The sequence below is a fragment of the Pseudonocardia kongjuensis genome (assembly GCF_039526905.1).
Lineage (GTDB): Bacteria > Actinomycetota > Actinomycetes > Mycobacteriales > Pseudonocardiaceae > Pseudonocardia > Pseudonocardia kongjuensis.
Map to the genome: position 1 here is coordinate 371,176 of NZ_BAAAJK010000006.1, position 26,232 is coordinate 397,407.

Below are 26,232 nucleotides of genomic sequence, written 5' to 3' on the forward strand. Positions count from 1 at the left end.
CCTGTGTTCACACCAGGTGCCGGGTCAGGAAGGTGACCACGCAGGCAGGCTTGGTGGCGCCCTCGACCGTGATCGTCATCGTGATCGTGACCTGCAGCCCGCCGGTCACCTCGGCGACGTCGTCGAGCACCGCGGTCGCCCGCAGCGTGGAGCCGGTCGGGACCGGCGACGGGAACCGCACCTTCTCGCAGCCGTAGTTCACGACCATCGAGAAGCCGTCCAGCCGCAGGATCTCCGGCAGCAGCCGCGGCACCAGCGACAGCGTCAGGTAGCCGTGCGCGATCGTGCCGCCGAACGGTGTCCCGGCGGCCCGCTCCGGATCGACGTGGATCCACTGGTGGTCGCCGGTGGCCTCGGCGAACAGGTCGACGTCGCGCTGGGTCACCGTCACCGGGCCGCTCTCCCCGAGCACCTCGCCGAGCGGCAGCGCGCGGACGCCGTCGGTGCCGGTCGCGACCGTCGGCGCGCTCACCGGGTGCCGCCGGTGGCCGCCGCGGGCAGCGCCTGGGTGAAGTCCTGCAGCGGTGCGTCGGCGAGCTCCGCGGCCACCGCCTCCGGGCTCCAGCCGCCGTCGCGGAACCGCTCGGCGACCTCCTGCGGGTGCGTCCACAGCGCGATCCGGTCGCCGCCCGCGGCGATCGCCTGCCCGGTGACGTGCGCGGACGCCGCCGACGCCAGCCACACCACGACCGGCGCCGCGTCGTCCGGGGTGCCCAGTCCGGTGCGCCGGACCTCCGGCGGCACCGGTTCGCCCCGGTCGACGGCCTCGACCAGCTCGCCGAGCCCGGGGATCGTCGCGACCATCCTGGTCAGCGCGGTCGGCAGGATCGCGTTGACCGTGACCCCGATCTTCGCGTGCTCCACCGCCCAGGTCCGCATCATCGCGACGATCGCGCCCTTGGACGCCGAGTACGCGCTCTGGCCGAAGCTGGCCCGCTGCCCGGCCGGTGACCCGACGAGGATCAGCCGGCCGCCGTCGCCCTGCTCGCGGAACCGGGCGGCCGCGGCCCGGCCGCAGGTGAAGGTGCCCCGCAGGTGGCTGCCGACGACGAGATCGAAGTCCTCGTCGGTGGTCCTGCGCAGCGTCCGGTCGCGCAGTGCGCCGGCGTTGGTGACCATCGCGTCCAGCCGGCCGTACTCGCGCACGGCCCGGTCGACCAACGCGTCGGCGACCTCGGCCGGGCCGACGGCGCCGGGCTCGGCGACGGCGCGGCCGCCGGCGTCGGTGATCAGGTCGGCGGTCTCCTGCGCGACGTCCGCGTCGAGGTCGTTCACCACCACCGCCGCACCGGACGCGGCCAGCGCGTGCGCGTACGCCCGGCCCAGTCCCCGGCCCGCTCCGGTCACCACGGCGACCCTGCCGTCGAGCATCGGTATCTCCTCACCGGCGCCGCCGTGGCAGGCACCAGCCCCGGCGGGCGCGTCTCCGACCGTGGGCGTGGTCCGCCCCCGGCGTCCGACGCTAGGGACCGCGCGGCGGCCGCGGCGGCGGTCGGCCGTCCCGGCCGCGCTACGTCATCCGTCCCGGTCAGCCGGGCGGCGGGACCAGCCCCTGCCGGACGGCGACCAGCGCCGCCTGGGTGCGGGAGGTGAGCTGCAGCTTGCGCAGCACGTTGCTGACGTGCGTGCGCGCGGTCCGCTCGCTGATCACCAGATGGTCGGCGATCTCCTGGTTGGACCGGCCCTGGGCGACCAGGATCAGCACGTCCCGCTCGCGGTGGGTGAGCGCACCGATCCCGCTCGCCGGCGAGATCATCTCCCTGGTCAGCCGCCGGGCGACGCTCGGGTCGAGGAACACGTCGCCGCGCGCGGCCGCCCGGATCGCGGCGACGACCTCACCGGGATCGGCGTTCTTCAGCAGGTAGCCCGAGGCGCCGTTGCCGAGCGCGGTGTGCACCCGCTCCATCTCGCCGAAACTGGTCAGCACCACGACCCGCACGCCGGGGAAGCGCTCGGCGATCCGCGCCGTCGTCGCGGCACCGTCCAGGCGCGGCATCAGCAGGTCGATCAGCACGACGTCGGGCAGCTCCCGGTGCACCGCCATCGCGGCGAGCCGGTCCAGCGCCTCCTGGCCGTCCCCGGCCTCGGCCACGACCTCCACGTCGTCCAGCGCTTCCAGGTAGGCCCGGATCCCGCGCCGGACGACGGCGTGGTCGTCGGCGACGAGCACCCGCACCGGGGTGGTGGTCGTCGGGGACTCGGTCGGTGCCTTCACGCGCAGCGCCTCCGCTCGGCCGTCCCGGGCTCCGGTGCCCGGGGGTCCAGGATGCACATCCGGAGCGGGCCCGTCACCGGATCTACGTCATCCGTCGCGGTCCGCCGCGGCCGGACGACCGGCCCGCCGACGGTCATCGGCCGATCGCGGCCCGCACCGGCCGGTCTCTACGGTGACCGCATGGACGTCGCGTTCGGCACCGTGTGGGAGGCGGTCGCCGCCCGCCTCCCGGACGCCGTCGCCGTCTGCGAGCCCGCCGCCCGGTGGACCTGGGCCGAGTTCGACGACCGCGCGTCCCGGCTGGCGACCGCGCTGGAGTCGGCCGGGGTGCGGGCCGGCGACACGGTCGCGTGCTACCTGTACAACGGCTCGGCGTACCTGGAGACGGTGTTCGCCGCGTTCAAGCTCGGCGCGGTCCCGGTGAACGCGAACTACCGCTACACCGCCGCCGAGCTGACCTCGCTGCTCGACGACGCGGGCGCCGCCGCGATCGTGTTCAGCGGTGCGCTGGCCCCGAACGTCGCGCACGCCGCGACGCACCTGCGCTCGCTGCGGCTGCTGGTCCGCGACGGCGCCGCCCCCGAGGGCGGTCCCGGCCCGGACGCGGCCGACCTGGCGGAGATCCGCCGCGCGACCCCGCCCCGCCCGCACGCCCCGCGCCCCGGTTCGGACCGGCTGTTCATGTACACCGGCGGCACCACCGGACGGCCGAAGGGCGTCGTGTGGCAGCAGGCCGATCTGCTGCACAGCATCGCGGTCGCGGTGTTCGGGCCGCTGGGCCGCGACGCCCCGCCCGCCGATCTCGACGACGCCGTGGACCTCGCGGTGGCCGCCCGCACCGGCGGCCGGTCGCCGGTCACCCTGCCGGTGGTGCCGCTGATGCACGGCACCGGCCTGTTCAACACCCTCGGCGCGCTGCTCGTCGGCGGCCGGGCGGTGCTCACCCGGCCGGGCCGGCTCGATCCGCGGCACGTCTGGGAGACGGTCGCCGCGCAGCGGGCCGGAACGATCGTGGTGGCGGGCAACGCGATCGCCGTCCCGCTGGTCGACGAACTGGTCCGCGCCGAACGTGCGGGCACCCCGCACGACCTGTCGTCGCTGCGGGTGCTGCTGAGCTCGGGGACCGCGCTCGGCGACCGGACCAAGCAGGCGCTGCACGAACGCGCCGACCTGACGATCACCGACGCGATCGCGGCCAGCGAGGGCGGCCCGTTCGCCTTCGCCGTGACCCGCTCGGTGCACGACCTGCCGGCCCGGTTCCGGCCGGTGCCCGCCACCCGGCTGATCACCGACGACGGCCGGGTGCTCGACCCGGGCGAGCCCGGGACCGGGATGCTCGCCTACCGCGGCCCACTGCCGCTGGGCTACCACCGCGACGCCGAGCGCACCGCCGCCACCTTCCGGTTCCTCGACGGCGTGCGCTACGCGGTGCCCGGCGACCTGGCCGAGCTGGGCGCCGACGGTGTGCTCCGGTTCCTCGGCCGCGGTGCCGGGGTGATCAACACCGGTGGCGAGAAGGTGCACCCGCAGGAGGTCGAGGACGTGCTGCTCGCCGATCCGGCGGTGGCCGACTGCGTGGTCGTCGGGGTCCCGGACCCGCTGTGGGGCGAGCGGGTGACCGCGGTCGTCGCCTCCCCCGGCGCCGGCCCCGAGCTGCCCGGACGGCTGCGCGAGCGGGTCCGCGCGGTGCTGGCCGGCTACAAGGTGCCCCGCGTCGTGGTCGTGGTCGACGAGCTGCCGCGGACCCCGACCGGCAAGATCGAGCTCGCCAGGGCCCGGGAGCTGGCCGGGGCGGTACCGGCGGGCGGCTGACCGGTGACGGCCCGGCGCGGGAACGGCGCACGGGTCGCGCCGTCGGATCGGGCCGGTGGAGCGTCCCGGCTCACCGGCCGGCGCCTGCGGAGCACCACCCCGCCCGCGACCCTGAACACCGATGTCACCGGTCCCCGTGTCGTCTATCGGATCACCGCGGTGCTCGGAGCCGGGACTGCCCTGGCAGAGGCCCACTAGCCGCGGCTCCGCACTGTCCCGGCCGTGCGCCGTGGCGAGATCTACTCGTACAACCCGGTGGTCCCGAGACCTGGCCAGAGCGTTCGTCGCCTCATCATCAGCTCGGATGCCCTGCATGTCGACGGTGTGCCGGTGGTCCTCGGCATCCACCTCGTGGACTCGGACCCCGGCACGCTGCTCGCACCGGCGGTGGGCGACTACTGGGCGCCCGCCTCACGCTCGAGCGTGTGCTCGTGAGCCGGCTCGGGGAACAGCTGGGAGAGGCAACGCCCGACGAGCTCACGGCCGTCGGATCGGCCCTCGAGGCAGCTCTCGACCTGGACTGATCACCACGCTCACCCGGGGCAGCGACCGGGCTGGCCGGGCCTGACCGGTTCGCACCCCGTCGCCGCGGTTCGCACCCGTTGCAGCAGGTGTGGACCGCGGCGACGGGGTGCGAACCCGGCCGGTCACGGCCGCGTGTGCTCCACGATCGCCGGGAGCACCACGTCCCACCGCGACCGCGGGGGCGGCTCGTGGCCCGCCCCCGGCACCGGGACCAGCCGTGCCCCGGGTATCTCCGCGGCGAGGGCCTCGCCGTGGCCCGGCGGCAGGAACGGGTCGTCGGTGCCGTGCAGCACCAGCGTCGGTGCGGTGATGCGGGCGAGCCGGTGCCGCCAGGGCTCGCCGGCGTCGAGCACGAAGTGGTTGGTGAAGCTCGCCGCGCTGTCCGCGGTCCGGTCGAAGGTCCGCCCGGCGAGCGCGCGCCATCCCTGCTCGTCGAACGGCAGGCTGCCGGTGTAGGCACGTTCGCCCGCGAGGTGGTACTCGACGACGGCGTCGCGGTCGGACCAGTCCGGCTCGGCCTGCTCCCCGGTGAACATCGCCGCGAGCGCCGCCGACATCGGCGGCAGGTCCGGCGCGTCGTGCCCGGGCCCGCCGGGGGTGCCGGACATCAGGGTCAGCGTCCGCACCCGGTCGGGGTGGTCGAGTGCCAGCAGCTGGCCGATCGCGCTGCCCATCGACATCCCGACGACGTGCGCGGGACCCGGCCCGAGCCGCTCGACCAGCCCGGCCGCATCGGCGACCAGGTCGCGCAGCACGTAGTCCGGCGCCCCGGTGGGCGTGCTGGTGGACCGGCCGGTGTCGCGGTGGTCGTAGCGGAGCACGCACCGCCCGGCCGCGGCCAGCCGGGCGCAGAACTCCGCGTCCCAGTACAGCATCGACGCCGCCGCCCCCATCACCAGCAGCACCGCCGGGTCGGCCGGGTCGCCGAACGTCTCGATGCACAGGTCCACGCCGTTCACCCGCTCGATGCGTTCGCTCACGGCCGCGGCTCCCGGTCCCCCGCGACGAGCAGGGCGCCGGTCACCGGGACCAGCCAGGCCGGCGAGCGCGGCAGCATCGCCGCGAACGGGATCCCCCAGGCCAGCATGGTCCAGCCGACCACGGCCGGGACCCGCTCCCGGCGGCGGGCGGACCGGAGCAGGGCCACTCCGAGGGCCACCATCGGGCCGCCGAAGCTGCCCAGCGTCCGCCACAGCACGACGGTCCGCTCGGCCTCCAGCGGTGTCACCGGTTCCGCGAGGCGGACGGTGTCCCACCAGCCGTCCGCCCACGCCCCGGCCAGCGTCCTCCGGTCCTCCAGCGGGGCGACGACCATGTGGACCGCGCCGAGCCCCACCGCGATCCATCCCGCCGTCGTCGTCAGTCGCCTGCCCATGACCACTCCCATCTATACGGCTGCGTATATTTCGCACCGTAGCGCCGATATACGCTGCCGTACAGATCCGACGGCGAGGAGAGTGCGATGGCGAGGGCCCGGACCCCGCGGACGGCGTGGATCGACGCCGGCCTGGCCGTGCTGGCGGCGCGCGGGCCGGACGCGGTGCGGGTCGAGGCACTGGCCCAGCAGCTGGGCGTCACGAAGGGCGGCTTCTACGGCTACTTCGACGACCGCCCGGCGCTGCTGGCCGAGATGCTCGACACCTGGGAGCGGCGGAGCATCGGCGACGTCCTCGACCGGGTCGAGCGGGAGGGCGGCGACACGCGGACCCGCGCCCGCCGGGCCGGTGAGCTGACCTTCTCCCCCGAGCTGCTGACCCTCGATCTGGCGGTGCGCGACTGGGCCCGCCGGGACGCGGCGGTGGCCGAGCGGCTGCGCCGGGTCGACGACCAGCGGCTGGGCTTCCTGCGGACCCAGTTCGCCGACCGGTTCCCCGATCCGGTCGAGCTGGAGGCGCGCTGCCTGCTCGCGTTCTGCACCGCCATCGCCTCGGACCTGATCCTGGCCCGGCATCCCGGGAACACCCGCGGGGAGATCGTCGACCGGGCCGAGGCGCTGCTGTTCGGCGGCGACTGAGCGGCCGCTACTGGATCAGCACGAGATCGTCGGCGTGCACCAGCTCGCGGCGCTGCTCGGGCGGCAGCTCCCGGGTCCGGCGGCCGATCATCGACGGCAGCTCGGCGGCGTCGTAGGAGACGACGCCGCGGGCGATCGGCCGGCCGTGCGGCGCGAGCAGCTCGACGACGTCACCGGCGACGAAGTCCCCGGAGACGCCGTGCACCCCGGCGGCCAGCAGCGAGCGGCGCCGGGTCCGGACGGCCTCGACGGCGCCGTCGTCGAGATCGAGGGCGCCCCGGACGTCGGCGGCGTGCCGCAGCCAGAACCGCCGCGCACTCATCCGGCGGCCGGAGGCGCGGAACGCGGTGCCGACCTTCGGGCCGTCCGGGCCGGTGTCGACGGCGGCGGCGGCCTCCTCGGCCGAGGTCAGCAGCACCGGGATCCCGGCGGCGGAGGCGGTCGCCGCGGCGGTCACCTTGGTCGCCATCCCGCCGGTGCCCAGGCCGGAACCGGGCCGGGTCACGCTGATCCCGGCCAGCTCGGCCGGCTCCTCGACCTCGCTGACCAGCGACGATCCGGCGGCCCGCGGGTCGCCGTCGTAGAGCCCGTCGACGTCGGAGAGCAGCACCAGCGCGTCGGCGCCGACGATGTGCGCGACCAGCGCCGCGAGCCGGTCGTTGTCGCCGACCCGGATCTCGGCGGTCGCGACGGTGTCGTTCTCGTTGACGACCGGCAGCGAACCGAGCTGGAGCAGGCGCTCCAGGGTGCGCTGGGCGTTGCGGTAGCTGGCCCGGCGGATCATGTCGTCGGCGGTGAGCAGCACCTGCCCGATGCCCTGGCCGTGCCGGGCGAACGACGCCGAGTAGGCGTGCGCCAGCAGCAGCTGCCCGACCGAGGCGGCGGCCTGCTGGGTGGCGAGATCGCGGGGCCTGCGGCGCAGCTGCAGCGGTGCGAGCCCGGCCGCGATCGCCCCGGACGACACCAGCACCACCTGGCTGCCGGCGTCGCGACGGGTCATCAAGGCGTCGACCAGGGCGTCCAGCCGGGCCGGGTCGAGACCGCCGGTGAGGCTGGTGAGCGACGACGACCCGACCTTGACGACGATCCGGCGGGCCGCGCCGATCGCGGACCTGGTCGTGCTCATGCCACGTTCACCGTTCGATCTCGTGGTCCGATGCGTAGCGGGCACCGGCCGCGAGCTCGGCGTCGGACAGGTGCGCGCGCCGCGCCGCGCGGGCCTGCTTGCGCTCGGAGGCGCCGACCCGTTCGGTGTTCTCCAGCCGCACGTCGGTGCCCCGCCCGGTGAGCAGCGCCGCGACCCCGGCCGGCGTCGAGGGCTCCCAGTCGAAGGTCATGTCGCCGATGGTGACCGGGCAGCCGGGCACCGCGCCCGCCTTCGCCAGTGCCTCCTCGACACCGAGCCGGGCGAGCCGGTCCGCGAGGTAGCCGACGGCCTCGTCGTTCTCGAAGTTGGTCTGCCGGATCCAGCGCTCGGGCCGCTCGCCGCGCACCACGAACCCGCCGTCGAGCCCGGTGTCCGGCTCGATCGTGAATCCGGAGTCGTCGACCGCCCTCGGCCGGATCACGGTGCGGGTGGGCTCGGCGTCGGGCTGCGCGGCGCGGGCCGCCGCGACCCGCTCCGCCATGGCGAAGCTGAGCTCGCGCAGCCCGGTCCGGGACGCGGTGGAGATCGCGAAGATCGGCCAGCCGAACCGCTCGGCGAGATCGGCGCGGACCATCTCGACGAGATCGGCGGCGTCCGGCACGTCGATCTTGTTCAGCGCGATCATCCGGGGCCGCTGGTCGAGCCGCTCGCCGAGCGCGCTGGTGCCGAGCTGGTCGGCGTAGTGCGCGAGCTCGGCCTCCAGGGCCTCGATGTCGGAGACCGGATCGCGCTCGGTCTCGAACGTCGCGCAGTCGACGACGTGCACCAGCACCGAGCAGCGCTCGATGTGCCGGAGGAACTCCAGGCCGAGCCCGCGCCCGTCGGCGGCGCCCGGGATCAGCCCGGGGACGTCGGCGACGGTGAACGTCGCGTCGCCGGCGCTGACCACGCCGAGCTGCGGGACGAGCGTGGTGAACGGGTAGTCGGCGATCTTCGGCCGGGCCGCGGACAGCGCGGCGACCAGCGAGGACTTGCCGGCGCTGGGGAACCCGACCAGCCCGACGTCGGCAAGCGAGCGCAGCTCCAGGGTGAAGCTGACCTCCTCGCCGGGCTCGCCGAGCAGTGCGAACCCGGGCGCCTTGCGCGCGGTGGAGGCCAGCGCGGCGTTGCCGAGCCCGCCGCGGCCGCCCTCTGCGGCGACGAACCGGGTGCCCGGGCCGACCAGGTCGGCGACGATCTCGCCGTCGGGATCGAGGATCACCGTGCCGTCCGGGACGCGCAGCTCCAGATCGGGGGCGTTGGCGCCGTTCTTGAACGAGCCCTGCCCCTGGGTGCCGCTGCGGGCGGTGGCGTGCGGGCGGTGGTGGTAGTCGAGCAGCGTGTGCACGCCGGGATCGACGACCAGCACGACCGAGCCGCCGCGGCCGCCGTTGCCGCCGTCCGGCCCGCCGAGCGGCTTGAACTTCTCGCGGTGCACCGAGGCGCAGCCGTTGCCCCCGGCGCCCGCGGTCGCGTGCAGCACGACGCGGTCCACGAAGCGGGACATTGGTGCCTCCTCGTTACGGTGATGACACGACGAACGGCGGGTCCCCCGGTAACCGGGGTGACCCGCCGTCGGCGTCGTGGACGTGCTGGGCGGGTCGCTCAGACCTCGGCCGGCACGATGTTGACGGTCTTGCGGCCGCGCTTGGAACCGAACTCCACGGTGCCGGCCGCGAGGGCGAACAGCGTGTCGTCCTTGCCGCGACCCACGTTCACACCCGGGTGGGTGCTGGTGCCGCGCTGGCGGATCAGGATCTCGCCGGCCTTGACGGTCTGGCCGCCGAAGCGCTTCACACCCAGGAACTGCGGGTTCGAGTCGCGACCGTTGCGGGAGCTGGACGCACCCTTCTTGTGTGCCATGACGCAGGCTCCTTACTTGCCGATCGCGGTGACCTGGACCTTCGTCAGGGGCTGACGGTGTCCCTGACGCTTGTGGTACCCGGTCTTGTTCTTGAACTTGTGGATCCGGATCTTGGGACCCTTGGTGTGCTCGACGACCGTGGCGGTCACCGCAGAGGTGAGGCCCGACACGTCCGTGGTCACCTGGTCGCCGTCGACGAGCAGCACGGCGGGCAGGCTGATCTCCGCACCGGGCTCACCGTCGAGCTTCTCGACGGTGACCACGTCGTCGACGGCCACCTTGTACTGCTTTCCGCCGGTCTTGACGATCGCGTACATCGCTGACGCACGACTCCTGAAATTCGGGGGCGCTTGCTTGCGCTCGGTCTTCACAGCTCGCGCCGAACCCGGCGCGCACGCCACTGGACTGTGTCGATCCCGGCCAGGCAGGCCGGGACACAGAGGCGTGGCTTCTGTCGGTCAAGGGTACGCGACCCCGTCGCCGGGGCCACACTCACCCCCCGTCCTGGGGCGGACCCGCGGGACGGGAGGCCGCCCTGCGTGCACGACGCGGACGGGACACCACCGCCGGCGGCTCCGGCTGATCGGGGACGGCAGGTGCGGCGGGGCCGTCCTGTCGCTCCGAGGGGTCCGGGCCCGGGGTGGGGGTCGTGATGACGACCGGTTCGACGGTCGCCGCCGGGGCGCCCGCCGTCCGGCTGACCCGGCGACGGCGCGGGGCGGGCTCGGCCGCGCTCCCGCCGGTGTCGCCGGTCGTGGGCCCCGCAGGCGGGGCGGCGGTCGCCTGCTCCGCGGGGGGCGCAGCGGGAGCCGCGGGGGGCGCAGCGGGATCGGCCGGGGCGGCCGCGGCCGCGGTGCCGGTCACCGCCGCTGCGGGGCCGGCGGTACCGGCGTCGGCCGCGGCGGAGCCGGGCGCGCCGACAGCGCCGACGGGAGCGTCAGCCGCACCGGACCCGGCAGTGCCGGACCCAGCCGCACCGGAACCGGCGGTGCCGGTCGCACCGGCCGTGGTTCCGTCGGCGGCCGTACCCGCGGCAGCGGGCGCACCCGCGGATCGGGTCGCGGCGCGGCGGCGCCCACCGGCCCGCCCGGTCCTCGGCGCCGAGCCGGTCAGCTCGCCGACCGGCTCGGCCACGGCGGCGTCGTCCGGATCGGTGGCAGGCGCGGGCGCCGGCGCCGGGTCGGTCACCGTCGCGGCGCCACCCCCGGCAGCCGGTCCGGCGGAGACTCCCCCGGCCCCCGGACCGGCCGGGGCACCACCGGCACCCGGACCGGCCGAGGCACCACCGGCACCCGGGCCGGCCGGGACGTCATCGGCCCCCGGGCCGTCGGTGCCGGGCTCGTCGTCGCCGCGCACACCGAGACCGGCGGCGACCGCGGCCACCCCGGCGACGGCCGAGCTGGTGTCGACGGCCCGGTCACCGTTGCCGTTCCGGTCGGAGCCGTTGCGGTCGGAGCCGTTGCGGTCCGCGGTGGTCTCCTGCGACTCGTCCGGCTGCCCGTTCCCGGGCTCGCCGTTCCCGCTGCCGCCCCGGCGGCGCCGGCGGCGACCGCCGCCGTCCTCACCGCTGCCGCTGTCCCGGCCACTGCCACTGCCACTGTCGCGGCCGTTGGCACTGTCGCGGCCGTTGCCGTTGCTGCTTCCGTTGCCCTGGGAGCCGTTGCCGCCACCGCCGGACCCGCGGCCGTTGCCGTTGCCGTTTCCGTTGCCGTGCTCGACCGGGTCGGTGGAGACGATCACGCCGCGCCCGCGGCAGTGCTCGCACGGGGTGGAGAAGTGCTCCAGCAGGCCCCCGCCGACCCGCTTGCGGGTCATCTGGACGAGCCCGAGCGAGGTCACCTCCGCCACCTGGTGGCGGGTGCGGTCGCGGGCCAGGCACTCGGTGAGCCGGCGCAGCACCAGGTCCCGGTTGGCCTCGAGCACCATGTCGATGAAGTCGACGACGATGATCCCGCCGATGTCGCGCAGCCGCAGCTGGCGGACGATCTCCTCGGCCGCCTCCAGGTTGTTCCGGGTGACGGTCTCCTCGAGATTGCCGCCGGAGCCGGTGAACTTGCCGGTGTTGACGTCGACGACGGTCATCGCCTCGGTCCGGTCGATCACCAGGGTGCCGCCGGAGGGCAGCCAGACCTTGCGGTCCAGCGCCTTGAGCAGCTGCTCGTCGATCCGGTGCTCGGTGAACACGTCGGACGGGCCGGTGTGCCGGTGCATGCGTTCCGCCAGTTCCGGTGCGACGTGCCGGACGTAGCCGGAGACGGTCTCCCAGGCGTCGTCACCGGAGATGATCAGCTTCGAGAAGTCCTCGTTGAACTGGTCGCGGACGACCTTGACCAGCATGTCCGGCTCCTCGTAGAGGAGCGTCGGCGCCTTCGGCGCACCCTTGCCGGTCCGCTCGGACTTCTCCTTGACGATCTCCCACTGCGCCTGCAGCCGGCGCACGTCGCGCTCCAGGGCCTCGTGCGAGACGCCCTCGGACGCCGTCCGGATGATCACGCCGGCCTCGGCCGGGACGATCTCCTTCAGCATGTCCTTGAGCCGCTTGCGCTCGGTGTCGGGCAGCTTGCGGGAGATGCCCGCGGCACCGCCGGAGGGCACGTAGACCAGGAAGCGGCCGGCCAGCGAGATCTGGGTGGTCAGCCGGGCGCCCTTGTGGCCGACCGGGTCCTTGGTGACCTGGACGAGCACCTGGTCGCCGGAGGACAGCGCCTGCTCGATCTTGCGGGCCTTGCCGTTCAGGCCGGCCGCGTCCCAGTTCACCTCGCCGGCGTAGAGCACCGCGTTGCGGCCGCGGCCGATGTCGACGAACGCCGCCTCCATCGAGGGCAGCACGTTCTGCACGCGGCCGAGGTAGATGTTGCCGACCATGCCGGCGCCGGTCGAACCGCCGCCGGTGATGAAGTGCTCGACGAGGACGTCGTCCTCCAGCACGCCGATCTCGGTGCGGTCGGCGAGCTGCCGGATGACCATCTGCCGGTCGACCGACTCGCGGCGGGCCAGGAACTCCGCCTCGGACAGGATCGGCGGGCGGCGCCGGCCGGCGTCGCGGCCGTCCCGGCGGCGCTGGCGCTTGGCCTCGAGCCGGGTGGAGCCGCGGACGCTCTGCACGCCGTCGTCGGCGGCCGAACCGCCGCCGGACTGCTCCTGCCGCGCCTCGCGGACCTTCGTGACGGTGTTCGGCGGGTCGTCCTCGGAGCGGTCCTCGACCTCGGAACCGCCACGCCGGCGGCGCCGGCGGCGGCGCCGCGAGCCGGACGACTGATCGTCGCCCCCGCCGTCGGAGCCGTCGGAGCCGTCGCTCCCGCGGTCGGAGCCGTCGTCGGTGTCGTCGTCGCCGGCGGACCGCTCGGCCTCGTCGGCTGCGCCGTCGTCGTCGCCGGACTCGCCGTCGCCGTCGTTCTCGCCCAGGTCGTCGCCGCCCTTGCCGCGGCCACGGCCGCGGCGGCCGCGCCGGCGCCTGCGGCGGGCGCCCTCGTCGTCGTCGTCATCGGTGCCCGCGTCGGGACCCGGGTCGGGCTCACCGGTGGTCGTGTCGCCTGCGGCCGGGGCGTCCTGCTCGTCGGCGGACGGCGCGCCGGCCCGGTCGTCGTCCCGCTTGCTCTTGCGGCCCCGGCGCTTCCTGCCGCCGGTCTCCTCCTCGGCGGCGGGGGCCTCCGGCTCGGCGGGAGCCGCGGGAGCAGGCGCCGGCGTGGTGGGCGCCTGGAACATCGGCATCGCGAACACCGGGGCGAGCGGCGCCGCGGCCGGCTCCGGCCGGTCGCCGGACCGCCCGGACGGCTCGGGCGTCCCGAGGTCCTCCTCGGCAACCGGCTCCGGCGCGGCCGCAGCCGACGGGGCCTCCGGCTCCGCAGGCTGCACGGCCTCCGGTGCCGGGTCCACCGCCGGGGCCAGCGCGGCGGCGACCTGCTCGGCCGTCGCCCGGGTGATGCTGGACTGGGCGCTGCGGATCTCGTGGCCCAGTCCGCTCAGGGCGCCCAGGACGTCCCGGCTGGCCCGGCCGAGCAGCTTGGCCAGTGCGTGGACCCGCATCTTGTCCGGCAGGTCCTGGATGGGCGCGGGCTCCGACACACCGGAGGGCCCGCCGGTGCCACCGGCGGGCGCGTCGTTCACGGACATTCAGCTCCTTCGCCCCCGGGCGCCTCACGTCGGAGGCGGCCACGCAGGGACCTTGCGCGTACTCGTTCCGCAGCTCGCGCGGGTGCGCGGTGCGGCACATCTGGTGTCGCTGCCCCGGATCTCCGGGGTGGTTGCTCGACGACGCGCCGGCAGCTCCTCGCCGCCCGTGTCAGGACGTTCCGGGCCGGCCCCGGGTCGCCGGTGCCGATCCGAGCGGATCCACCAGGTCGCCCCCGTCGTCGAGCAGGCCCTGCGCCAACCGGGTGGCCGTCACCGGAACCGGTGGCGTCAGGTCTGCGACAACGCTGAGCGCACCCAGCACGTCATCGGGTCGAACGGTCGGTGTGGTCTGCCGAACGACCGCCGTCAGTATCGCACAGCCGGTGGCCGCCTCCGGGGAACCCGCCGCCTCGGCCGCGGCATGATCGGCCGGCTCGCCGTTCACCTGCGGTTCGACCGCCAGCGCCACGAGCGCCGCCCGGACGTCGATCTCCTTGCGCCCGGACGGTGTGACCCGGGTCACGACGACCGAGTCCCGCTCCAGGAGCGCGGCCGCCGCGGAGGCGACCTCCTCGTGCGGCACGCCGCGGATCTCCAGCCGCCACCGGGCCGCGTCGATCCGGTCGGCCAGCGCCGGCGGCTCGGCGACCGCGACCGCCAGCACGTCCAGCCCGTCCGGCAGCGCCCGGTCCAGCGCCGCCCGGACCAGCTCGGGATCGACCTCGCGGGTCAGGCCCATCTCGACATACTCGGCCTCGCTGGCCGCACCGGTCGGCGCCGCCCCCACCCAGGACAGCCGCGGATGCGGGCTGAACCCGTGCGAATGCGACACCGGGACGCCGGCCCGGCGCACCGCCCGCTCGAAGCTGCGGGCGATGTCGCGGTGCGACAGGAAGCGCAGCCGGCCCCGCTTGGCGAAGCGCAGCCGCACCCGCTGCACCGTCGGTGGTGCCGGGTTCGCCGCCGCTCCCGCCTTCACGCGTGCCATGCCCGGGAGTCTAGGAGCCCCCGCCTGCCGCGGGCGCCGCGCGGTGGCGGTCCGGGTCCTCGCGACCACGTCCATGATCGCCGTCGTGGTGCGTCCGGCCACGCGGATCGCGGCCCTGCGCACCGGCACGGCGATCACATCGCTGTCCGGACGGGTGTCCCGGCCGGCGGACATCGCGTCGCACCCGCTCCCGGGACGTCGTACGGTCACCGACGCAACGATCCCCCTCTCGAGGAGACGCGATGTTCGTCGGCGTGCGACGGCGCCACGTGGACCTGCTCCGCACCGCGAGCGCGACCTGTCGCGCCCGCCGCAGCCCCGACCCGTCGCACCCTTCCGAGAGGACCTCCCGTGACCAGCACCCAGACCCCGCGTGACGCCGCGCTGAGCGAGATCGTCACCGCCACCACCCGCGCCGTCGACGCCGACCCGGACAACGCGCACGCGCTGTTCCGGGCCACCGGCTCCGGCGGCGACGGGGTCCGATCCGAGATCCGGATCGGCCGCCACGACGTGGTCGTCGACGAGCCGCCCGCGCTCGGCGGCGACGACGCCGCCCCGAACCCGGTCGAGTTCGCGCTCGCCGGGCTGCTGTCCTGCCAGGTCGTGACCTACCGGTTCTGGGCGGCGAAGCTGGGCATCCCGCTCGACGACGTGCAGGTCGACGTCGAGGGCGATCTCGACGTCCGCGGCTTCTTCGGCCTCGACGACGGCGTCCGGCCCGGCTTCGGCGAGGTCCGCCTGGTCGTCGACCTGCGCGGCCCCGCCTCCGACGAGGACTACCGGCGGCTGCGCGAGACGGTGGACGCGCACTGCCCGGTGCTCGACCTGTTCCGCAACCCGACGCCGGTCAGCACCACCGCACCGGCCTGAGCGCTACTGCTCGAGCACGAGCAGCGTGTCGCCGGCGGGCCGGAACCCGGCCCGCCGGTAGAACGCCGTGCTGCCCGCCGTCGGGGCCAGCATCAGCCGCCGGTAGCCGCGGTCGCGGGCGTGCGCGACGACCGCCGCGAGCAGCGCGCGCGGCACCCCCGCCTCGGCGAACGAGCCGAGCACGAACGCGTTGCCGACCTGACCGGTCCGCGTGCCCCGGCCGCCCGGGCGCGGCATCTGCACGGTCTCCAGCACGTTGATCGAGCCGATCGGGGTGTACCCGGCGCGCTCGCTGCCCGCCTCGGCGATCCAGAACGCCCGGCGCGGCTGCTCGACCCGCCACCAGGCGGCGAACGCCTCCTCGAACCCGGGATCGGCCACCGGCCGGCCGGCCCGCTCCTCCAGCCACTGCCTGCGCAGCCGGGCCAGCCCGGCGACGTCGCGCTCGTCGGCGACCCGCACCCGCAGGCGCCTGCCGCCGTGCTCCCACTCGGAACCGCGGGCGCCCGAGCCCGGATCGGGGATGGAGGACAGGCCGTTCGCCGCTCCGGTCGTCTCAGTCACCCGATCCCTGCCGAGACCCCGGCGCCATCGCGCCCGCCGACGCCGTCGGGTTCACCACGGTCAGCGGCAGCAGCGTGGTGCCGCTCGGGCCCACCTCGATGTCGGTGCCGGTGGACGGGCACACGCCGCAGTCGAAGCACGGCGTCCAGCGGCAGTCGTCCTGCTCGCGGCCGGCCAGCGCGTCCTGCCAGTCCTCCCAGAGCCAGTCCCGCTCCAGGCCGGAGTCGAGGTGGTCCCACGGCAGGATCTCGTCGGCCTCCCGCTCGCGGGTGGTGTACCAGTCCAGGTCGACGCCCATCGGCTCCAGCGCCTCGGCCGCCGAGTCCACCCAGCGCCGGTAGGAGAAGTGCTCGGACCAGCCGTCGAACCGGCCGCCGTCGCGCCAGACGCGCTCGATCACCGCGCCGACCCGGCGGTCGCCGCGGGCGAGCAGTCCCTCGATCAGCGAGGGCTCGCCGTCGTGGTAGCGCATGCCGATGTTGCGGCCGATCTTCCGGTCGGCGTTGACCGCCTCGCGCAGCTTGCGCAGCCGGGCGTCGACGACCTCGGGATGGCACTGCGACGCCCACTGGAACGGGGTGTGCGGCTTCGGCACGAACCCGCCGATCGAGATGGTGCAGCGGACGTCGTTGCGGCCGGACCCCTCCCGGCCCGCCTTGATGACGCGGTGCGCCATGCCGGCGATCTCCAGCACGTCCTCGTCGGTCTCGGTCGGCAGGCCGCACATGAAGTACAGCTTGACCTGCCGCCAGCCCTGCGAGAACGCCTCGGCACAGGTGCGGATCAGATCGTCCTCGGACACCATCTTGTTGATCACCCGGCGGATCCGCTCGGAACCGCCCTCGGGGGCGAAGGTGAGCCCGGAGCGGCGGCCGTTGCGGGAGATCTCGTTGGCCAGGTCGATGTTGAACGCGTCCACCCGGGTGCTCGGCAGCGACAGCGAGGTGTTGGTGCCCTCGTAGCGGTCGGCCAGGCCCTTGGTGACCTCGGCGATCTCGGAGTGGTCGGCCGAGGACAGCGAGAGCAGGCCGACCTCGTCGAACCCGGACGCGCGCACGGCGTTGTCGACCATCTCGCCGATGCCCTGCAGCGAGCGCTCCCGGACCGGCCGGGTGATCATCCCGGCCTGGCAGAACCGGCAGCCGCGGGTGCAGCCGCGGAAGATCTCCACCGACGCCCGCTCGTGCACCGTCTCGGCCAGCGGGACCAGCGGCTTCTTCGGGTACGGCCAGTCGTCCAGCTCGACCGTGGTGCGCTTCTGCACCGACGCCGGGACCCGCTCGTCGGCCGGGGTGACCGAGGCGATGGCGCCGTCGGCGCGGTAGCCGACGTCGTAGAGCGACGGCACGTAGCAGCCGGGCGTCCCGGCCAGCCGGACCAGCAGCTCGCGGCGCCCGCCGGGGCGGCCCTGGGCCTTCCAGTCCCGGACGACGTCGGTGATGTCCCCGACGACCTCCTCGCCGTCGCCGATCGCGGCCACGTCGACGAAGTCCGCCACCGGCTCCGGGTTGAACGCGGCGTGCCCGCCCGCGACGACGACCGGATGGGTCTCGTCCCGGTCCGCCGCGTGCAGCGGGGTCCCGGCGAGATCCAGCGTGGTGAGCAGGTTCGTGTACCCGAGCTCGGTGGAGAACGAGACGCCCAGCAGGTCGAAGTCGCCGATCGCGTGGTGCGCGTCGACGGTGAACGCCGGGACCCCGTGCTCGCGCATCAGCGCCTCGAGATCGGGCCAGACCGCGTAGCAGCGCTCGGCGAGCGCGTCGTCCCGCTCGTTGAGCACCTCGTAGAGGATCTGCACGCCCTGGTTGGGCAGGCCGACCTCGTAGGCGTCCGGGTAGAGCAGCGCCCACCGGACCTGCACCGAGTCCCACGGCTTGACCTGCGAGTTCCCCTCACCGCCGACGTACTGCACCGGCTTCGAGACTCGGGGCAGGATCGACTCGAGGGCGGGGAAGACGGAGGTGGGTGCCACGCTGAACCAGGGTAGCCCCGTCCGAACCGGACGACCCGGCGGGTCGGCGCGGTCGCCGGCTCAGTGCACGATCGGCCCGCTGCCCGGCGCCGGGCCGGGCCCGCCGGCACCGCTGCGGGGTGCGGGCCGGGCGGCGGCCGCACCCGGCCGGGCCACCAGCGCCGCGACCAGCAGCACCGCCCCGATCGCCGTCCCCACCTGCATCAGCACGAGATCGGCGATCCCACCGGAACCGAGCAGGCCGTACGCCGTGCTCGGGTCCAGCATCGACAGCGCGCCGAGGGCCAGCAGGGCGGCGCCCGCGGTCACCGGCGCGGCGGGCAGCCGGTGCGCGGCCCCGGCGAGCACCCCGAGCACCGCACCGCCGAGCAGCACGGTCAGCGCGCCGACCGGCAGGTCTTCCAGGCGCATCATCATCATCGCCCGGCGGGTCGACTCCAGGCCGTGGCCGAGCAGTGCGACCCCGATCCCCACCCCGACGAGCCCGCCGACCACCCCGTTGACCGTCCGCATCGCGACTCCCCCACCGGCGTTCCCCCAGGACGGAACGGACACTAACCAACCGGTACCCCGCTCCGGACGCGTTCAGGACAACTCCCCTGATATCGCGTGCAGTGCCGCGCGGGTGGCGTCGTCGGCGGGCAGGAAGGTCTCCAGTGCCAGCTCGGCGAGGGTGACGTCGTGCGGCGCACCGAAGGTCGTCATCGTCGAGTGGAAGGCCAGCGGCCCGGCCGGTGAGTCGAGCAGCATCGGGAGCAGCACGTCCGACCCGGGCGAGGGCAGCGCCGTCGCCGGCGGGGCCGGATAGCCGCGGCACTCGTCGAGCAGGGCGCCCAGTCGCGGGTCCGCGGTGACCCGGACCTGCCGTTCCAGGCGGTGCAGCAGGTGCTCGCGCCACTGCGCGAGGTTCCGGATCCGCGGCGCGAGGCCGCCCGGGTGCAGGCAGGCCCGGTAGACGTTCACCGGCGGCCCGAGCGCGGCCGGATCCAGCCCGTCGAGCAGCGCGGCGACCGACCGGCCGGCCAGCTGCACGTCACCCCAGCGGTCGACGACCAGCGCCGGATACGGGTCGTGCGCGGCGACCAGCCGGTCCAGCGCCTCCCGGACCGGTGCGAGATCCGGGTCGTCGAGCGGGCGCTCGGCGTAGGCGGGCGCGAACCCGGCGGCCAGCAGCAGCGCGTTGCGCTCACGCAGCGGGATCTCCAGCTCCGCGGCCAGCGCGCCCAGCAGCTCCCGGCTCGCACCGGAGCGGCCGGTCTCGACGAAGCTCAGGTGCCGGGTGGAGACGCCGGCGGCGAGCGCCAGGTCCAGCTGGCTGCGGCGCCGCCGGGCCCGCCAGAACCGGAGCATCTCCCCCGGCCCGGCGTTCCGGGACGGCCGGACGTTCGCGCTGGTCACCGGGATCACGCTAGCCGCGCCCCGGCCCGGCGACGACTACCTCGCGGGTCATCGCCACGCCCGCCGGTGCACCGCACGCTGGGCAGCGACCGGCACGACACCGACCAGCAGGGAGCGCACCGTGACCGACCGGACGACCGACCCGACGACCGACTTCGCCGCACTCGCCCAGCGCTACGTCGACGCCTTCAACGAGACCGACCCGGCCGCCCGCAGGCGGCTGGTCGCCGGCCTGTTCACCGCGGACTGCCGCTACGTCGATCCGCTCGCCGACGTCACCGGGCACGACGGCGTCGACGGCTTCCTCGGCGTCGCCCAGGACCGGCTGCCGGGATTCGAGTTCCGGCTGCTCGACGCCGTCGACGCGCACCACGACCGGGCCCGGTTCCGCTGGCAGGCCGCACCGCCGGAGGTGTACGCGACCGGCGCCGAACCACCGGTGATCGGGTTCGACGTGGTCGTGGTGGACGCCGACGGCCGGATCGGCCAGGTGCACGGGTTCCTCGACCGGGTGCCCGCGCACTGAGCCTGGGCACCGAGCCTGGGCACCGGGCCCGCGCACCGGGCCGGCACACCGGAGCCGTGCTCAGCGCTTCCCGTTGGGCAGCGCCAGCCGGTTGATGGTGCCGAGCACCTGCAGGTACTGCGTCCAGAGCGGGCCGGAGGTGTACTCCAGGCCGTACTCCTCGCAGAGCGCCCGCACCTCGGGCGCGATCTCGGCGTAGCGGTTGCTCGGCAGGTCCGGGAACAGGTGGTGCTCGATCTGGAAGCTGAGCTGGCCGGTCATCAGGTGGAAGAACCGGCCGCCGTCGAGGTTCGCCGAGCCGAGCAGCTGACGGACGTACCACTCGCCACGGCTCTCGTCCGCCAGCTGCTCCTCGGAGAACTGCACCGCACCCGCCGGGAAGTGCCCGCAGAAGATCACCGCGTGCGACCAGATGTTGCGCACCACGTTCGCGGTCAGGTTCCCGGCCAGCACCGGCAGGAAGAACGGGCCGGCCAGCGCCGGGAACGCCAGGTAGTCCTTGAACACCTGCCTGCCGGTCTTGCGGCCGATCGACTTCACCTGCTGCCACACCCGCGACCAGGGCTTCTGCCCCGCGAGGACCTTCTCGACCTCCAGGTCGTGCAGCGCGACGCCGTACTCGAAGAACAGGCTCAGCAGGAAGTTGTAGAGCGGATTGCCCAGGTGGTAGGGCGTCCAGCGCTGCTCCTCCGAGAGCCGCAGGATCCCGTAGCCGACGTCGCGGTCCTTGCCGACCACGTTGGTGTAGGTGTGGTGCAGGTAGTTGTGCGAGTGCTTCCACTCCGTCGACGACGAGACGTTGTCCCACTCCCAGCTCGACGAGTGGATCTTGGGGTCGCGCATCCAGTCCCACTGGCCGTGCATGACGTTGTGCCCGATCTCCATGTTCTCCAGGATCTTGGCGATCGAGAGCATGGCCGTGCCGGCGATCCAGGCCGGGGGCAGGACACCGGCGAACAGCAGCGCCCGGCCGCCGATCTCCAGCGCCCGCTGCTTGCGGATGACGTCCCGGATGTAGGCGGCGTCGGACGCGCCGCGCTCGTCGAGGATGCGGTCCCGGATCGCGTCCAGCCGGCGGCCCAGCTCCTCGATCTGCTCGGCGGTCAGCCGGGTGGTGGCCTGCACGTCCTCGCGCCGGCTGGAGGGCACGAGCTCCAGCACCGGGCGCTGCGGCTGCCGGACGGCGGTCGTCTCCTCCGGGCCGGGCTCGTGGCCGGGCTCCCGGCCGGTGACGGACGTGTCGAGCGTGGCGGTCATGGCGGACCTCCTCGGGTCGATGTGGCGCCGGGCCGGACGATCCGGACCCCGGTGACGGTGCTGCGGGCCGGGACGGGCCCCGCGGTCAGGGCAGGTCGATGCTGGCCGGCCCGCAGGCGGAGTTGACGCAGGTCTGGACGAGATCGCCGGGCTCGCCGTGCGTCTGCCCGGTCCGCAGGTCGCGGACCCGGCCCTCGCGCAGCGGCAGCACGCAGCCGAAGCAGATCCCCATCCGGCAGCCGCTGGGCATGATCCGCCCGGCGGACTCGCCCGCCTCCAGCAGGCTCTGGCCCGGCTGCACCTCGACGGTGCCGGTACCGAGCTCGACGGTGCCGCCGGTCCCCTCGCTCGCCCGTGCGGGCGGGGTGAACCGCTCGACGACGACGTCGTCCCAGGCGTCGGTGAGGGCGTCGAGCAGCCCGTCCGGGCCGCAGGCGTACACCGTGCGATCGGCCCGGTCCGGGACCGCCGCGTCCAGGCTCGCCGGATCGAGCCGGCCGGTGACCCCGCTGTGCCGCTGCACCACGCGCAGTCCGGGGTGCCGGGCGGCGAGCCCGGCCAGCTCGGCGGCGAAGATCGTGTCCTCGGGGGTGCGGGCACTGTGCACCAGCACCGTGTCGGGCATCGGCGCGGCGCCCGCGTCGAGCGTGCGGAGCATGCTCATCACCGGGGTGATCCCGCTGCCCGCGGTCACGAACAGCAGCCCGGCCGGCAGCGGATCGGGCAGGGTGAACCCGCCGTCGGCCTGCTCCAGGTCGACCACGGTGCCGATCGGGAGATCGCGGACGAGCTTCGTGGAGACCACCCCGCCCGGCACCTCCTGCACGGTGACGGTGAGGTAGCGGGCCCCCTCCGGGGAGGACAGCGAGTAGCTGCGGCGGTGCCGCACCCCGTCGACGTCGATCCCGACGCCGACGTACTGGCCTGCCCGGTGCCCGGCCCAGGCCCGCCCGGGCTCGATCGTGACCGACACGGCCCGGCCGGTCTCCCTGCGCCGGGCCACGACCCGGCCGCGCAGCGACGTCGTCGACCACAGCGGGTCGAACAGGGTCAGGAAGTCCTCGGGCAGCAGCGGCGTCGTGAGTGCGCTCGCAGCGACCAGCAGACGCCCGGGCCGGCCGGGAGCCGGAGCAGCGGAACGGAACATGACATCAACTCTGCACAACTTGATGTCACATAGCAAGTCGCAACGGTCGATCGCCTGTGTCACATGATGTGCTGCTATGGTCCATGTCATGGTGGACGAGCACGCCGACCTGGAGGGCTGGCGCACCATCGACGAGCTGGCCCACGCCAGCGGAGTCACGGTGCGCAACATCCGTGCCTACCAGTCCCGCGGGCTGCTCCCGCCGCCCGAGGTGCGGGCCCGGACCGGCTACTACGGGCCGGGGCACGCCGCCCGGCTCGAACTGATCAAGGACCTGCAGGACGAGGGCGTCAAGCTCGACACCATCAAGAAGCTGCTCGACACCACCGGCGGCTCCACCGAGCAGGTCGTGCAGTTCATCCGGACCGTCCGCGAGCTGTTCGCGCCCGAGACCCGGCAGATGGTGCACCTCGCCGAGCTCGCCCAGCGGTACGAGTCGACCGACACCGGCCTCGCCAAGCGCGGGGTGAAGATGGGCCTGCTGCGCGAGGTCGGCGAGGACACCTACGAGGAGATCAGCCCGCGGCTGATGACCGCCGCCGCCGAGCTCACCGGCCTGGGCATCCCGATCAACCGCTCGCTCGACGTCGTCGAGCAGGTCCGCAAGCACGCCGACGCCGTCGCGAAGCTCTACGTCGATCTGTTCCTCGGCGAGATCTGGCAGCCGTTCGACGCGTCCGGCCGCCCGGACGACCAGTGGCCGCGGGTCTACGAGACGATCGAGCGGCTGCGCCGGATCTCCGGCGAGGTCATGATCGCGGTGCTGGAGCTGGCCGTCGCCGAGCGGGTCGACGTGACGTTCGGGCGGGACATCGTGCGCAACGTCCGCACCAGCAGCGCCGGGCCGACCAGCGGGCCGGACGCCGCGGACCCGGCGGCCGGGCCGGGCGTGCCCGACCCGGCCTGACCGGGGATCAGTTCAGCAGGCCGGCGGCCCGCAGCGCCGCCCGGACGTCCTCGTGGTGCCACTCGTCCAGCGGCACCAGCGGCAGCCGGATGCCGCCCGGCATCAGGCCCAGCTCGGCGAGCGCCCACTTGACCGGGATCGGGTTCGGCTCGGAGAACAGCGCCGAGTGCAGGCCCGCCAGGTCGGCGTCCAGCGCGGCCGAGGTCTCGGCGTCCCCGGCGACGGCGGCCTTGCACATCCGGGCCATCGGCTCGGGCGCGACGTTCGCGGTCACCGAGATGTCGCCGTGGAAACCGGCCAGCATCGACGCGCGCGCGGTGCCGTCGTCGCCGGAGTAGAGGGCGAAGTCGTCCAGGCCGAGCGCGACCAGCTCACGCACCCGGTCCAGATCGCCCTTGGCCTCCTTGAGCCCGACGATGTTCGGGATCTCGGCCAGCCGCGCGACCGTCGACGGCAGCATGTCGCAGGCGGTCCGGCCGGGCACGTTGTACAGGTACTGCGGGATCGCGACGGTCTCCGCGATCCGCTTGAAGTGCTGGTAGAGGCCCTCCTGCGGGGGCTTGTTGTAGTACGGCGTGACCAGCAGGGCGCCGTCGGCGCCCGCGGCGCGCGCGGCCCGGGTCAGGTGGATCGCCTCGTCGGTCGAGTTCGCGCCGGTCCCGGCGATCACCGGGACCCGGCCGTTCGCCACCTCGATCGTGCGGCGCATCACCTCGGTGTGCTCGAGCACCGACAGCGTCGACGACTCGCCGGTGGTGCCGACCGACACGATGGCGGACGTGCCGGCGTCGATCTGCCGTTCGACGAGCTCACCGAGCGCGGAGTGGTCGACCTCGCCGTCCTCGTGCATGGGGGTCACGATCGCGACGATGCTTCCGGTGATCATGCCGAACCTCCTGGTACCTCTGTCGTCGCGGCCGACCGTAGCAAGTGGCCGGGAGAGTTCCAGCGGGTAACGGCGGCTCCGGCCGGGCTCAGCCGAACGCGAGCCGGGCCGGCTCGACCGACCGCCGGATGCGGCGCGCGGCCTGCACCGCGACCAGCACCGCCGCCACCACCGCGACCAGCACCACCGCGATCGGCCGGTCGTTCGCCGCGATCCCGGCGAGCGCCCACACCACGGCCGCGGCGAACCCGGCGAACCCGGCCGTCGTGCCGATCACCGACAGCACCACCGCGGTCAGCATCACCAGCAGCAGCACCGCCGCCGTCTGCGGGAGGGCGCCCTCGCCCGGCAGGCCGACCGCGACCCCGGCCGCCATCAGCCCGAGCAGCAGCGCCCCGGACGTCCAGCCCAGGTAGAGCGCCACCGGCAGCCGGAACGCCAGCCGCTCCGCCCAGCCCTGCGCGGTCTCCCGGGACAGCCGCCCGTAGGTCACCGCCAGCACGACGACCAGCACGATCAGCACCAGCTGCGCGGTGATCACCCAGCCGTTCGAGAACGCCAGGATCCACAGCGGGTTCAGCACCGCCGACGCGGCGAGCCACCAGCCGACCCGCCGGTGCACCGCCCGCCCGCGCTGGCCGGGCAGCAGCGCGTACCCCGCGTAACAGAGGAACCCCAGGTAGATCAGGCCCCAGATGGAGAACGCCCAGCCGGCCGCGAGCAGGGGCGTGTCGTAGGCACGGGCGACCTCCCCGACGCCGGTACCGCCGAACGCGGAGACCAGCACCTGCACGATCGCCAGTGCCGCCACGACCACGCCGCGGACCAGGTCCGCGGTGGTCGGGCGGGGGGTGAGCACCGTCATCCGCACATGGTGAACCTCAACCGGCCTGTCTGCCATCCGGCCAACGGGCGTCACACGATCATCAGGTCGTCAGGAGGTCAGCGGCAGCACGAAGAGATGGACGTCGCGGGCGTCGTCCGGGGCGAGCCGGACGCCGCGCGGGAGCCGCCCGTACTCGACGAAACCGCGGGCGGCGTAGAAGCCGGGCAGCGCCGTCCCGCCGCGGGCGCCGAGCGTCAGCATCTCGACGCCCATCTCCCGGCCGAGCGCGACGGCCGCGTCCAGCAGGACGGTGCCGAGCCCTCGGCCCTGCAGCTCCGGCCGGACCATCAGCCGCTGCACGTCCGCCCGGTGTGCGGCGATGCCGCTGCCCCGGGCGAGGAAGACGGTGCCGTCGGGGGCGGCCGGGTCGCCGAGGACGATCATCCGCAGCGCCCCCGACCGGACGTCGTCGATCGTGGCCGCGGCCAGGTCCCGGATCTCGGCGGGATCCCAGCCGGGCACGAAGTCGACCGCGCCACCGGCCTCGGTGACGGCGATCCAGAGCTCCCCGAGCGCGCGGGCCGCGTCCGGGTGCGGGTCGACGACCCTGCGCGGGACGCCGACCTGCGCCGTCACAGGTTCGGGAACCAGAGCTTGATCTCCCGGTCGGCCGAGGACGGCGAGTCCGAGCCGTGCACCAGGTTCGATCCGGTCTCCAGCGCCAGATCGCCCCGGATGCTGCCCGGGGCCGCCTTCTCGACCGGGTCGGTGCCGCCGGCGACCTGCCGCCAGGCGGCGATCGCCCGCGGGCCCTCGACGACCGCGGCGAGCACCGGGCCGGAGGTGATGAAGGAGATCAGCTCCTCGAAGAAGGGCTTGCCGTCGTGCTCGGCGTAGTGCTGGGTGGCCAGCTCGCGGTCGACGGTGCGCAGATCGAGCGCGACGAGATCGAGGCCCTTGCGCTCGATCCGGGAGACGACCTCACCGACGAGCTTGCGCTGGACCCCGTCGGGCTTGACCAGGACGAGAGTGCGTTCAGTCACGCCCGCCAGGGTAACGACGGCCGGTGCCGGCCCCGGACCCGGTGTCACGCACCGTCGGTCAGGTCACGCAGCGCCGCCGCGATCAGGTCGAGCTCCCGCAGCCGGCCCCCGGACACCGCGATCACCAGATCGAACACGGCGTCCTGGTCGGTGCGGGAGCCCGACGTCGCGGACCA

Annotated in this window: 28 protein-coding genes; 7 read left to right on the plus strand and 21 right to left on the minus strand. The window is 74.6% G+C overall.

Translation table 11 applies throughout. From position 1 onward, the window contains the following. Positions 1-7 precede the first annotated feature (7 nt). The 3 genes from ABD160_RS09380 to ABD160_RS09390 form a co-directional block, all read right to left on the minus strand. Entirely contained in the window at positions 8-472 is a 465-nt protein-coding gene (locus ABD160_RS09380; protein ID WP_344020509.1) for a MaoC family dehydratase, read from the minus strand. Continuing rightward, a complete protein-coding gene (locus ABD160_RS09385; protein WP_344020511.1) occupies positions 469-1,371 on the minus strand; it encodes an SDR family NAD(P)-dependent oxidoreductase in 903 nt (300 codons plus the stop codon). Before ABD160_RS09385 ends, ABD160_RS09380 begins: the two co-directional genes overlap by 4 nt. A gap of 157 nt (positions 1,372-1,528) precedes the next feature. Continuing rightward, positions 1,529-2,215, minus strand: a complete 687-nt coding sequence (locus tag ABD160_RS09390) for a response regulator (RefSeq protein ID WP_344020513.1) — start codon at positions 2,213-2,215, stop codon at positions 1,529-1,531. A gap of 180 nt (positions 2,216-2,395) precedes the next feature. Between ABD160_RS09390 and ABD160_RS09395 the strand changes: the two genes are divergently transcribed. Next, the gene (locus ABD160_RS09395) at positions 2,396-4,027 is read left to right on the plus strand and encodes an AMP-binding protein (RefSeq protein WP_344020515.1); all 1,632 of its coding nucleotides are present in this window, start codon (positions 2,396-2,398) and stop codon (positions 4,025-4,027) included. 222 nt (positions 4,028-4,249) lie between these two features. Continuing rightward, positions 4,250-4,462 (plus strand): hypothetical protein, encoded by a 213-nt coding sequence (locus ABD160_RS09400; RefSeq protein ID WP_344020518.1) that lies wholly within the window; start codon positions 4,250-4,252, stop codon positions 4,460-4,462. A 212-nt stretch (positions 4,463-4,674) separates the two neighbouring features. On the opposite strand, the gene ABD160_RS09405 is transcribed toward ABD160_RS09400, so the two are convergent. Continuing rightward, on the minus strand, positions 4,675-5,532 hold the full coding sequence (locus ABD160_RS09405; RefSeq protein WP_344020520.1) for an alpha/beta fold hydrolase: 858 nt from the start codon (positions 5,530-5,532) through the stop codon (positions 4,675-4,677). Continuing rightward, positions 5,529-5,927 carry a DUF6463 family protein gene (locus ABD160_RS09410; protein ID WP_344020522.1) on the minus strand — a complete coding sequence of 133 codons (399 nt, stop codon included), beginning with the start codon at positions 5,925-5,927 and terminating at the stop codon, positions 5,529-5,531. The genes ABD160_RS09405 and ABD160_RS09410 overlap by 4 nt, the downstream gene beginning before the upstream one ends. An 87-nt stretch (positions 5,928-6,014) precedes the next feature. Here ABD160_RS09410 and ABD160_RS09415 point away from each other — a divergent pair, with 87 nt between their 5' ends. Next, positions 6,015-6,566, plus strand: a complete 552-nt coding sequence (locus ABD160_RS09415; RefSeq protein WP_344020524.1) for a TetR/AcrR family transcriptional regulator — start codon at positions 6,015-6,017, stop codon at positions 6,564-6,566. A 7-nt stretch (positions 6,567-6,573) separates the two neighbouring features. On the opposite strand, the gene proB is transcribed toward ABD160_RS09415, so the two are convergent. The 6 genes from proB to ABD160_RS09445 form a co-directional block, all read right to left on the minus strand. Further along, positions 6,574-7,692 (minus strand): glutamate 5-kinase, encoded by a 1,119-nt coding sequence (gene proB / locus ABD160_RS09420; protein ID WP_344020526.1) that lies wholly within the window; start codon positions 7,690-7,692, stop codon positions 6,574-6,576. A gap of 7 nt (positions 7,693-7,699) precedes the next feature. Further along, on the minus strand, positions 7,700-9,199 hold the full coding sequence (gene obgE, locus ABD160_RS09425) for a GTPase ObgE (protein ID WP_344020528.1): 1,500 nt from the start codon (positions 9,197-9,199) through the stop codon (positions 7,700-7,702). Between the two features lie 98 nt (positions 9,200-9,297). After that, positions 9,298-9,555 (minus strand): 50S ribosomal protein L27, encoded by a 258-nt coding sequence (rpmA, locus tag ABD160_RS09430; protein WP_344020530.1) that lies wholly within the window; start codon positions 9,553-9,555, stop codon positions 9,298-9,300. Between the two features lie 12 nt (positions 9,556-9,567). Beyond that, positions 9,568-9,873 carry a 50S ribosomal protein L21 gene (gene rplU, locus ABD160_RS09435; protein WP_344020532.1) on the minus strand — a complete coding sequence of 102 codons (306 nt, stop codon included), beginning with the start codon at positions 9,871-9,873 and terminating at the stop codon, positions 9,568-9,570. Positions 9,874-10,048: 175 nt separating this feature from the next. Beyond that, entirely contained in the window at positions 10,049-13,669 is a 3,621-nt protein-coding gene (locus ABD160_RS09440; RefSeq protein WP_344020534.1) for a translation initiation factor IF-2 N-terminal domain-containing protein, read from the minus strand. Between the two features lie 169 nt (positions 13,670-13,838). Further along, positions 13,839-14,657 carry a TIGR03936 family radical SAM-associated protein gene (locus ABD160_RS09445; RefSeq protein ID WP_344020536.1) on the minus strand — a complete coding sequence of 273 codons (819 nt, stop codon included), beginning with the start codon at positions 14,655-14,657 and terminating at the stop codon, positions 13,839-13,841. Between the two features lie 242 nt (positions 14,658-14,899). Here ABD160_RS09445 and ABD160_RS33315 point away from each other — a divergent pair, with 242 nt between their 5' ends. Then, positions 14,900-15,034 carry a putative leader peptide gene (locus tag ABD160_RS33315; RefSeq protein ID WP_358488964.1) on the plus strand — a complete coding sequence of 45 codons (135 nt, stop codon included), beginning with the start codon at positions 14,900-14,902 and terminating at the stop codon, positions 15,032-15,034. Beyond that, on the plus strand, positions 15,009-15,530 hold the full coding sequence (locus ABD160_RS09450) for an OsmC family protein (RefSeq protein ID WP_344020538.1): 522 nt from the start codon (positions 15,009-15,011) through the stop codon (positions 15,528-15,530). The genes ABD160_RS33315 and ABD160_RS09450 overlap by 26 nt, the downstream gene beginning before the upstream one ends. Before the next feature lie 3 nt (positions 15,531-15,533). Here ABD160_RS09450 and ABD160_RS09455 read toward each other — a convergent pair whose 3' ends face one another. The 4 genes from ABD160_RS09455 to ABD160_RS09470 all read right to left on the minus strand — a co-directional run bounded on the left by ABD160_RS09455 (position 15,534) and on the right by ABD160_RS09470 (position 19,464). After that, positions 15,534-16,094, minus strand: coding sequence for a GNAT family N-acetyltransferase (locus tag ABD160_RS09455; protein ID WP_344020541.1), 561 nt, complete (start codon positions 16,092-16,094; stop codon positions 15,534-15,536). Then, the gene (locus tag ABD160_RS09460; protein WP_344020544.1) at positions 16,087-18,066 is read right to left on the minus strand and encodes a TIGR03960 family B12-binding radical SAM protein; all 1,980 of its coding nucleotides are present in this window, start codon (positions 18,064-18,066) and stop codon (positions 16,087-16,089) included. The genes ABD160_RS09455 and ABD160_RS09460 overlap by 8 nt, the downstream gene beginning before the upstream one ends. A 60-nt stretch (positions 18,067-18,126) precedes the next feature. Beyond that, positions 18,127-18,579 carry a hypothetical protein gene (locus ABD160_RS09465; protein ID WP_344020545.1) on the minus strand — a complete coding sequence of 151 codons (453 nt, stop codon included), beginning with the start codon at positions 18,577-18,579 and terminating at the stop codon, positions 18,127-18,129. Between the two features lie 72 nt (positions 18,580-18,651). Next, positions 18,652-19,464, minus strand: coding sequence for a helix-turn-helix domain-containing protein (locus ABD160_RS09470; RefSeq protein ID WP_344020546.1), 813 nt, complete (start codon positions 19,462-19,464; stop codon positions 18,652-18,654). Between the two features lie 121 nt (positions 19,465-19,585). On the opposite strand from ABD160_RS09470, the gene ABD160_RS09475 reads away from it, so the two are divergent. Then, complete coding sequence (locus ABD160_RS09475) at positions 19,586-19,990, plus strand: nuclear transport factor 2 family protein (protein WP_344020547.1); 405 nt, start codon at positions 19,586-19,588, stop codon at positions 19,988-19,990. A 60-nt stretch (positions 19,991-20,050) separates the two neighbouring features. On the opposite strand, the gene ABD160_RS09480 is transcribed toward ABD160_RS09475, so the two are convergent. Beyond that, the gene (locus tag ABD160_RS09480; protein WP_344020549.1) at positions 20,051-21,247 is read right to left on the minus strand and encodes a fatty acid desaturase family protein; all 1,197 of its coding nucleotides are present in this window, start codon (positions 21,245-21,247) and stop codon (positions 20,051-20,053) included. 85 nt (positions 21,248-21,332) lie between these two features. Then, entirely contained in the window at positions 21,333-22,394 is a 1,062-nt protein-coding gene (locus tag ABD160_RS09485) for a ferredoxin reductase (protein WP_344020551.1), read from the minus strand. 88 nt (positions 22,395-22,482) lie between these two features. Between ABD160_RS09485 and ABD160_RS09490 the strand changes: the two genes are divergently transcribed. Continuing rightward, on the plus strand, positions 22,483-23,301 hold the full coding sequence (locus ABD160_RS09490) for a MerR family transcriptional regulator (protein WP_344020553.1): 819 nt from the start codon (positions 22,483-22,485) through the stop codon (positions 23,299-23,301). 7 nt (positions 23,302-23,308) lie between these two features. Here ABD160_RS09490 and dapA read toward each other — a convergent pair whose 3' ends face one another. The 4 genes from dapA to ndk all read right to left on the minus strand — a co-directional run bounded on the left by dapA (position 23,309) and on the right by ndk (position 26,056). Next, positions 23,309-24,187: a 4-hydroxy-tetrahydrodipicolinate synthase gene (gene dapA, locus ABD160_RS09495; protein WP_344020555.1), complete on the minus strand. Its 879-nt coding sequence runs from the start codon at positions 24,185-24,187 to the stop codon at positions 23,309-23,311. A gap of 88 nt (positions 24,188-24,275) precedes the next feature. Then, positions 24,276-25,052 carry a hypothetical protein gene (locus tag ABD160_RS09500; protein ID WP_344020557.1) on the minus strand — a complete coding sequence of 259 codons (777 nt, stop codon included), beginning with the start codon at positions 25,050-25,052 and terminating at the stop codon, positions 24,276-24,278. Positions 25,053-25,121: 69 nt separating this feature from the next. After that, positions 25,122-25,649, minus strand: a complete 528-nt coding sequence (locus ABD160_RS09505) for a GNAT family N-acetyltransferase (protein ID WP_344020559.1) — start codon at positions 25,647-25,649, stop codon at positions 25,122-25,124. Continuing rightward, positions 25,646-26,056, minus strand: a complete 411-nt coding sequence (gene ndk / locus ABD160_RS09510; protein WP_344020561.1) for a nucleoside-diphosphate kinase — start codon at positions 26,054-26,056, stop codon at positions 25,646-25,648. Before ndk ends, ABD160_RS09505 begins: the two co-directional genes overlap by 4 nt. Positions 26,057-26,232: the final 176 nt, after the last annotated feature.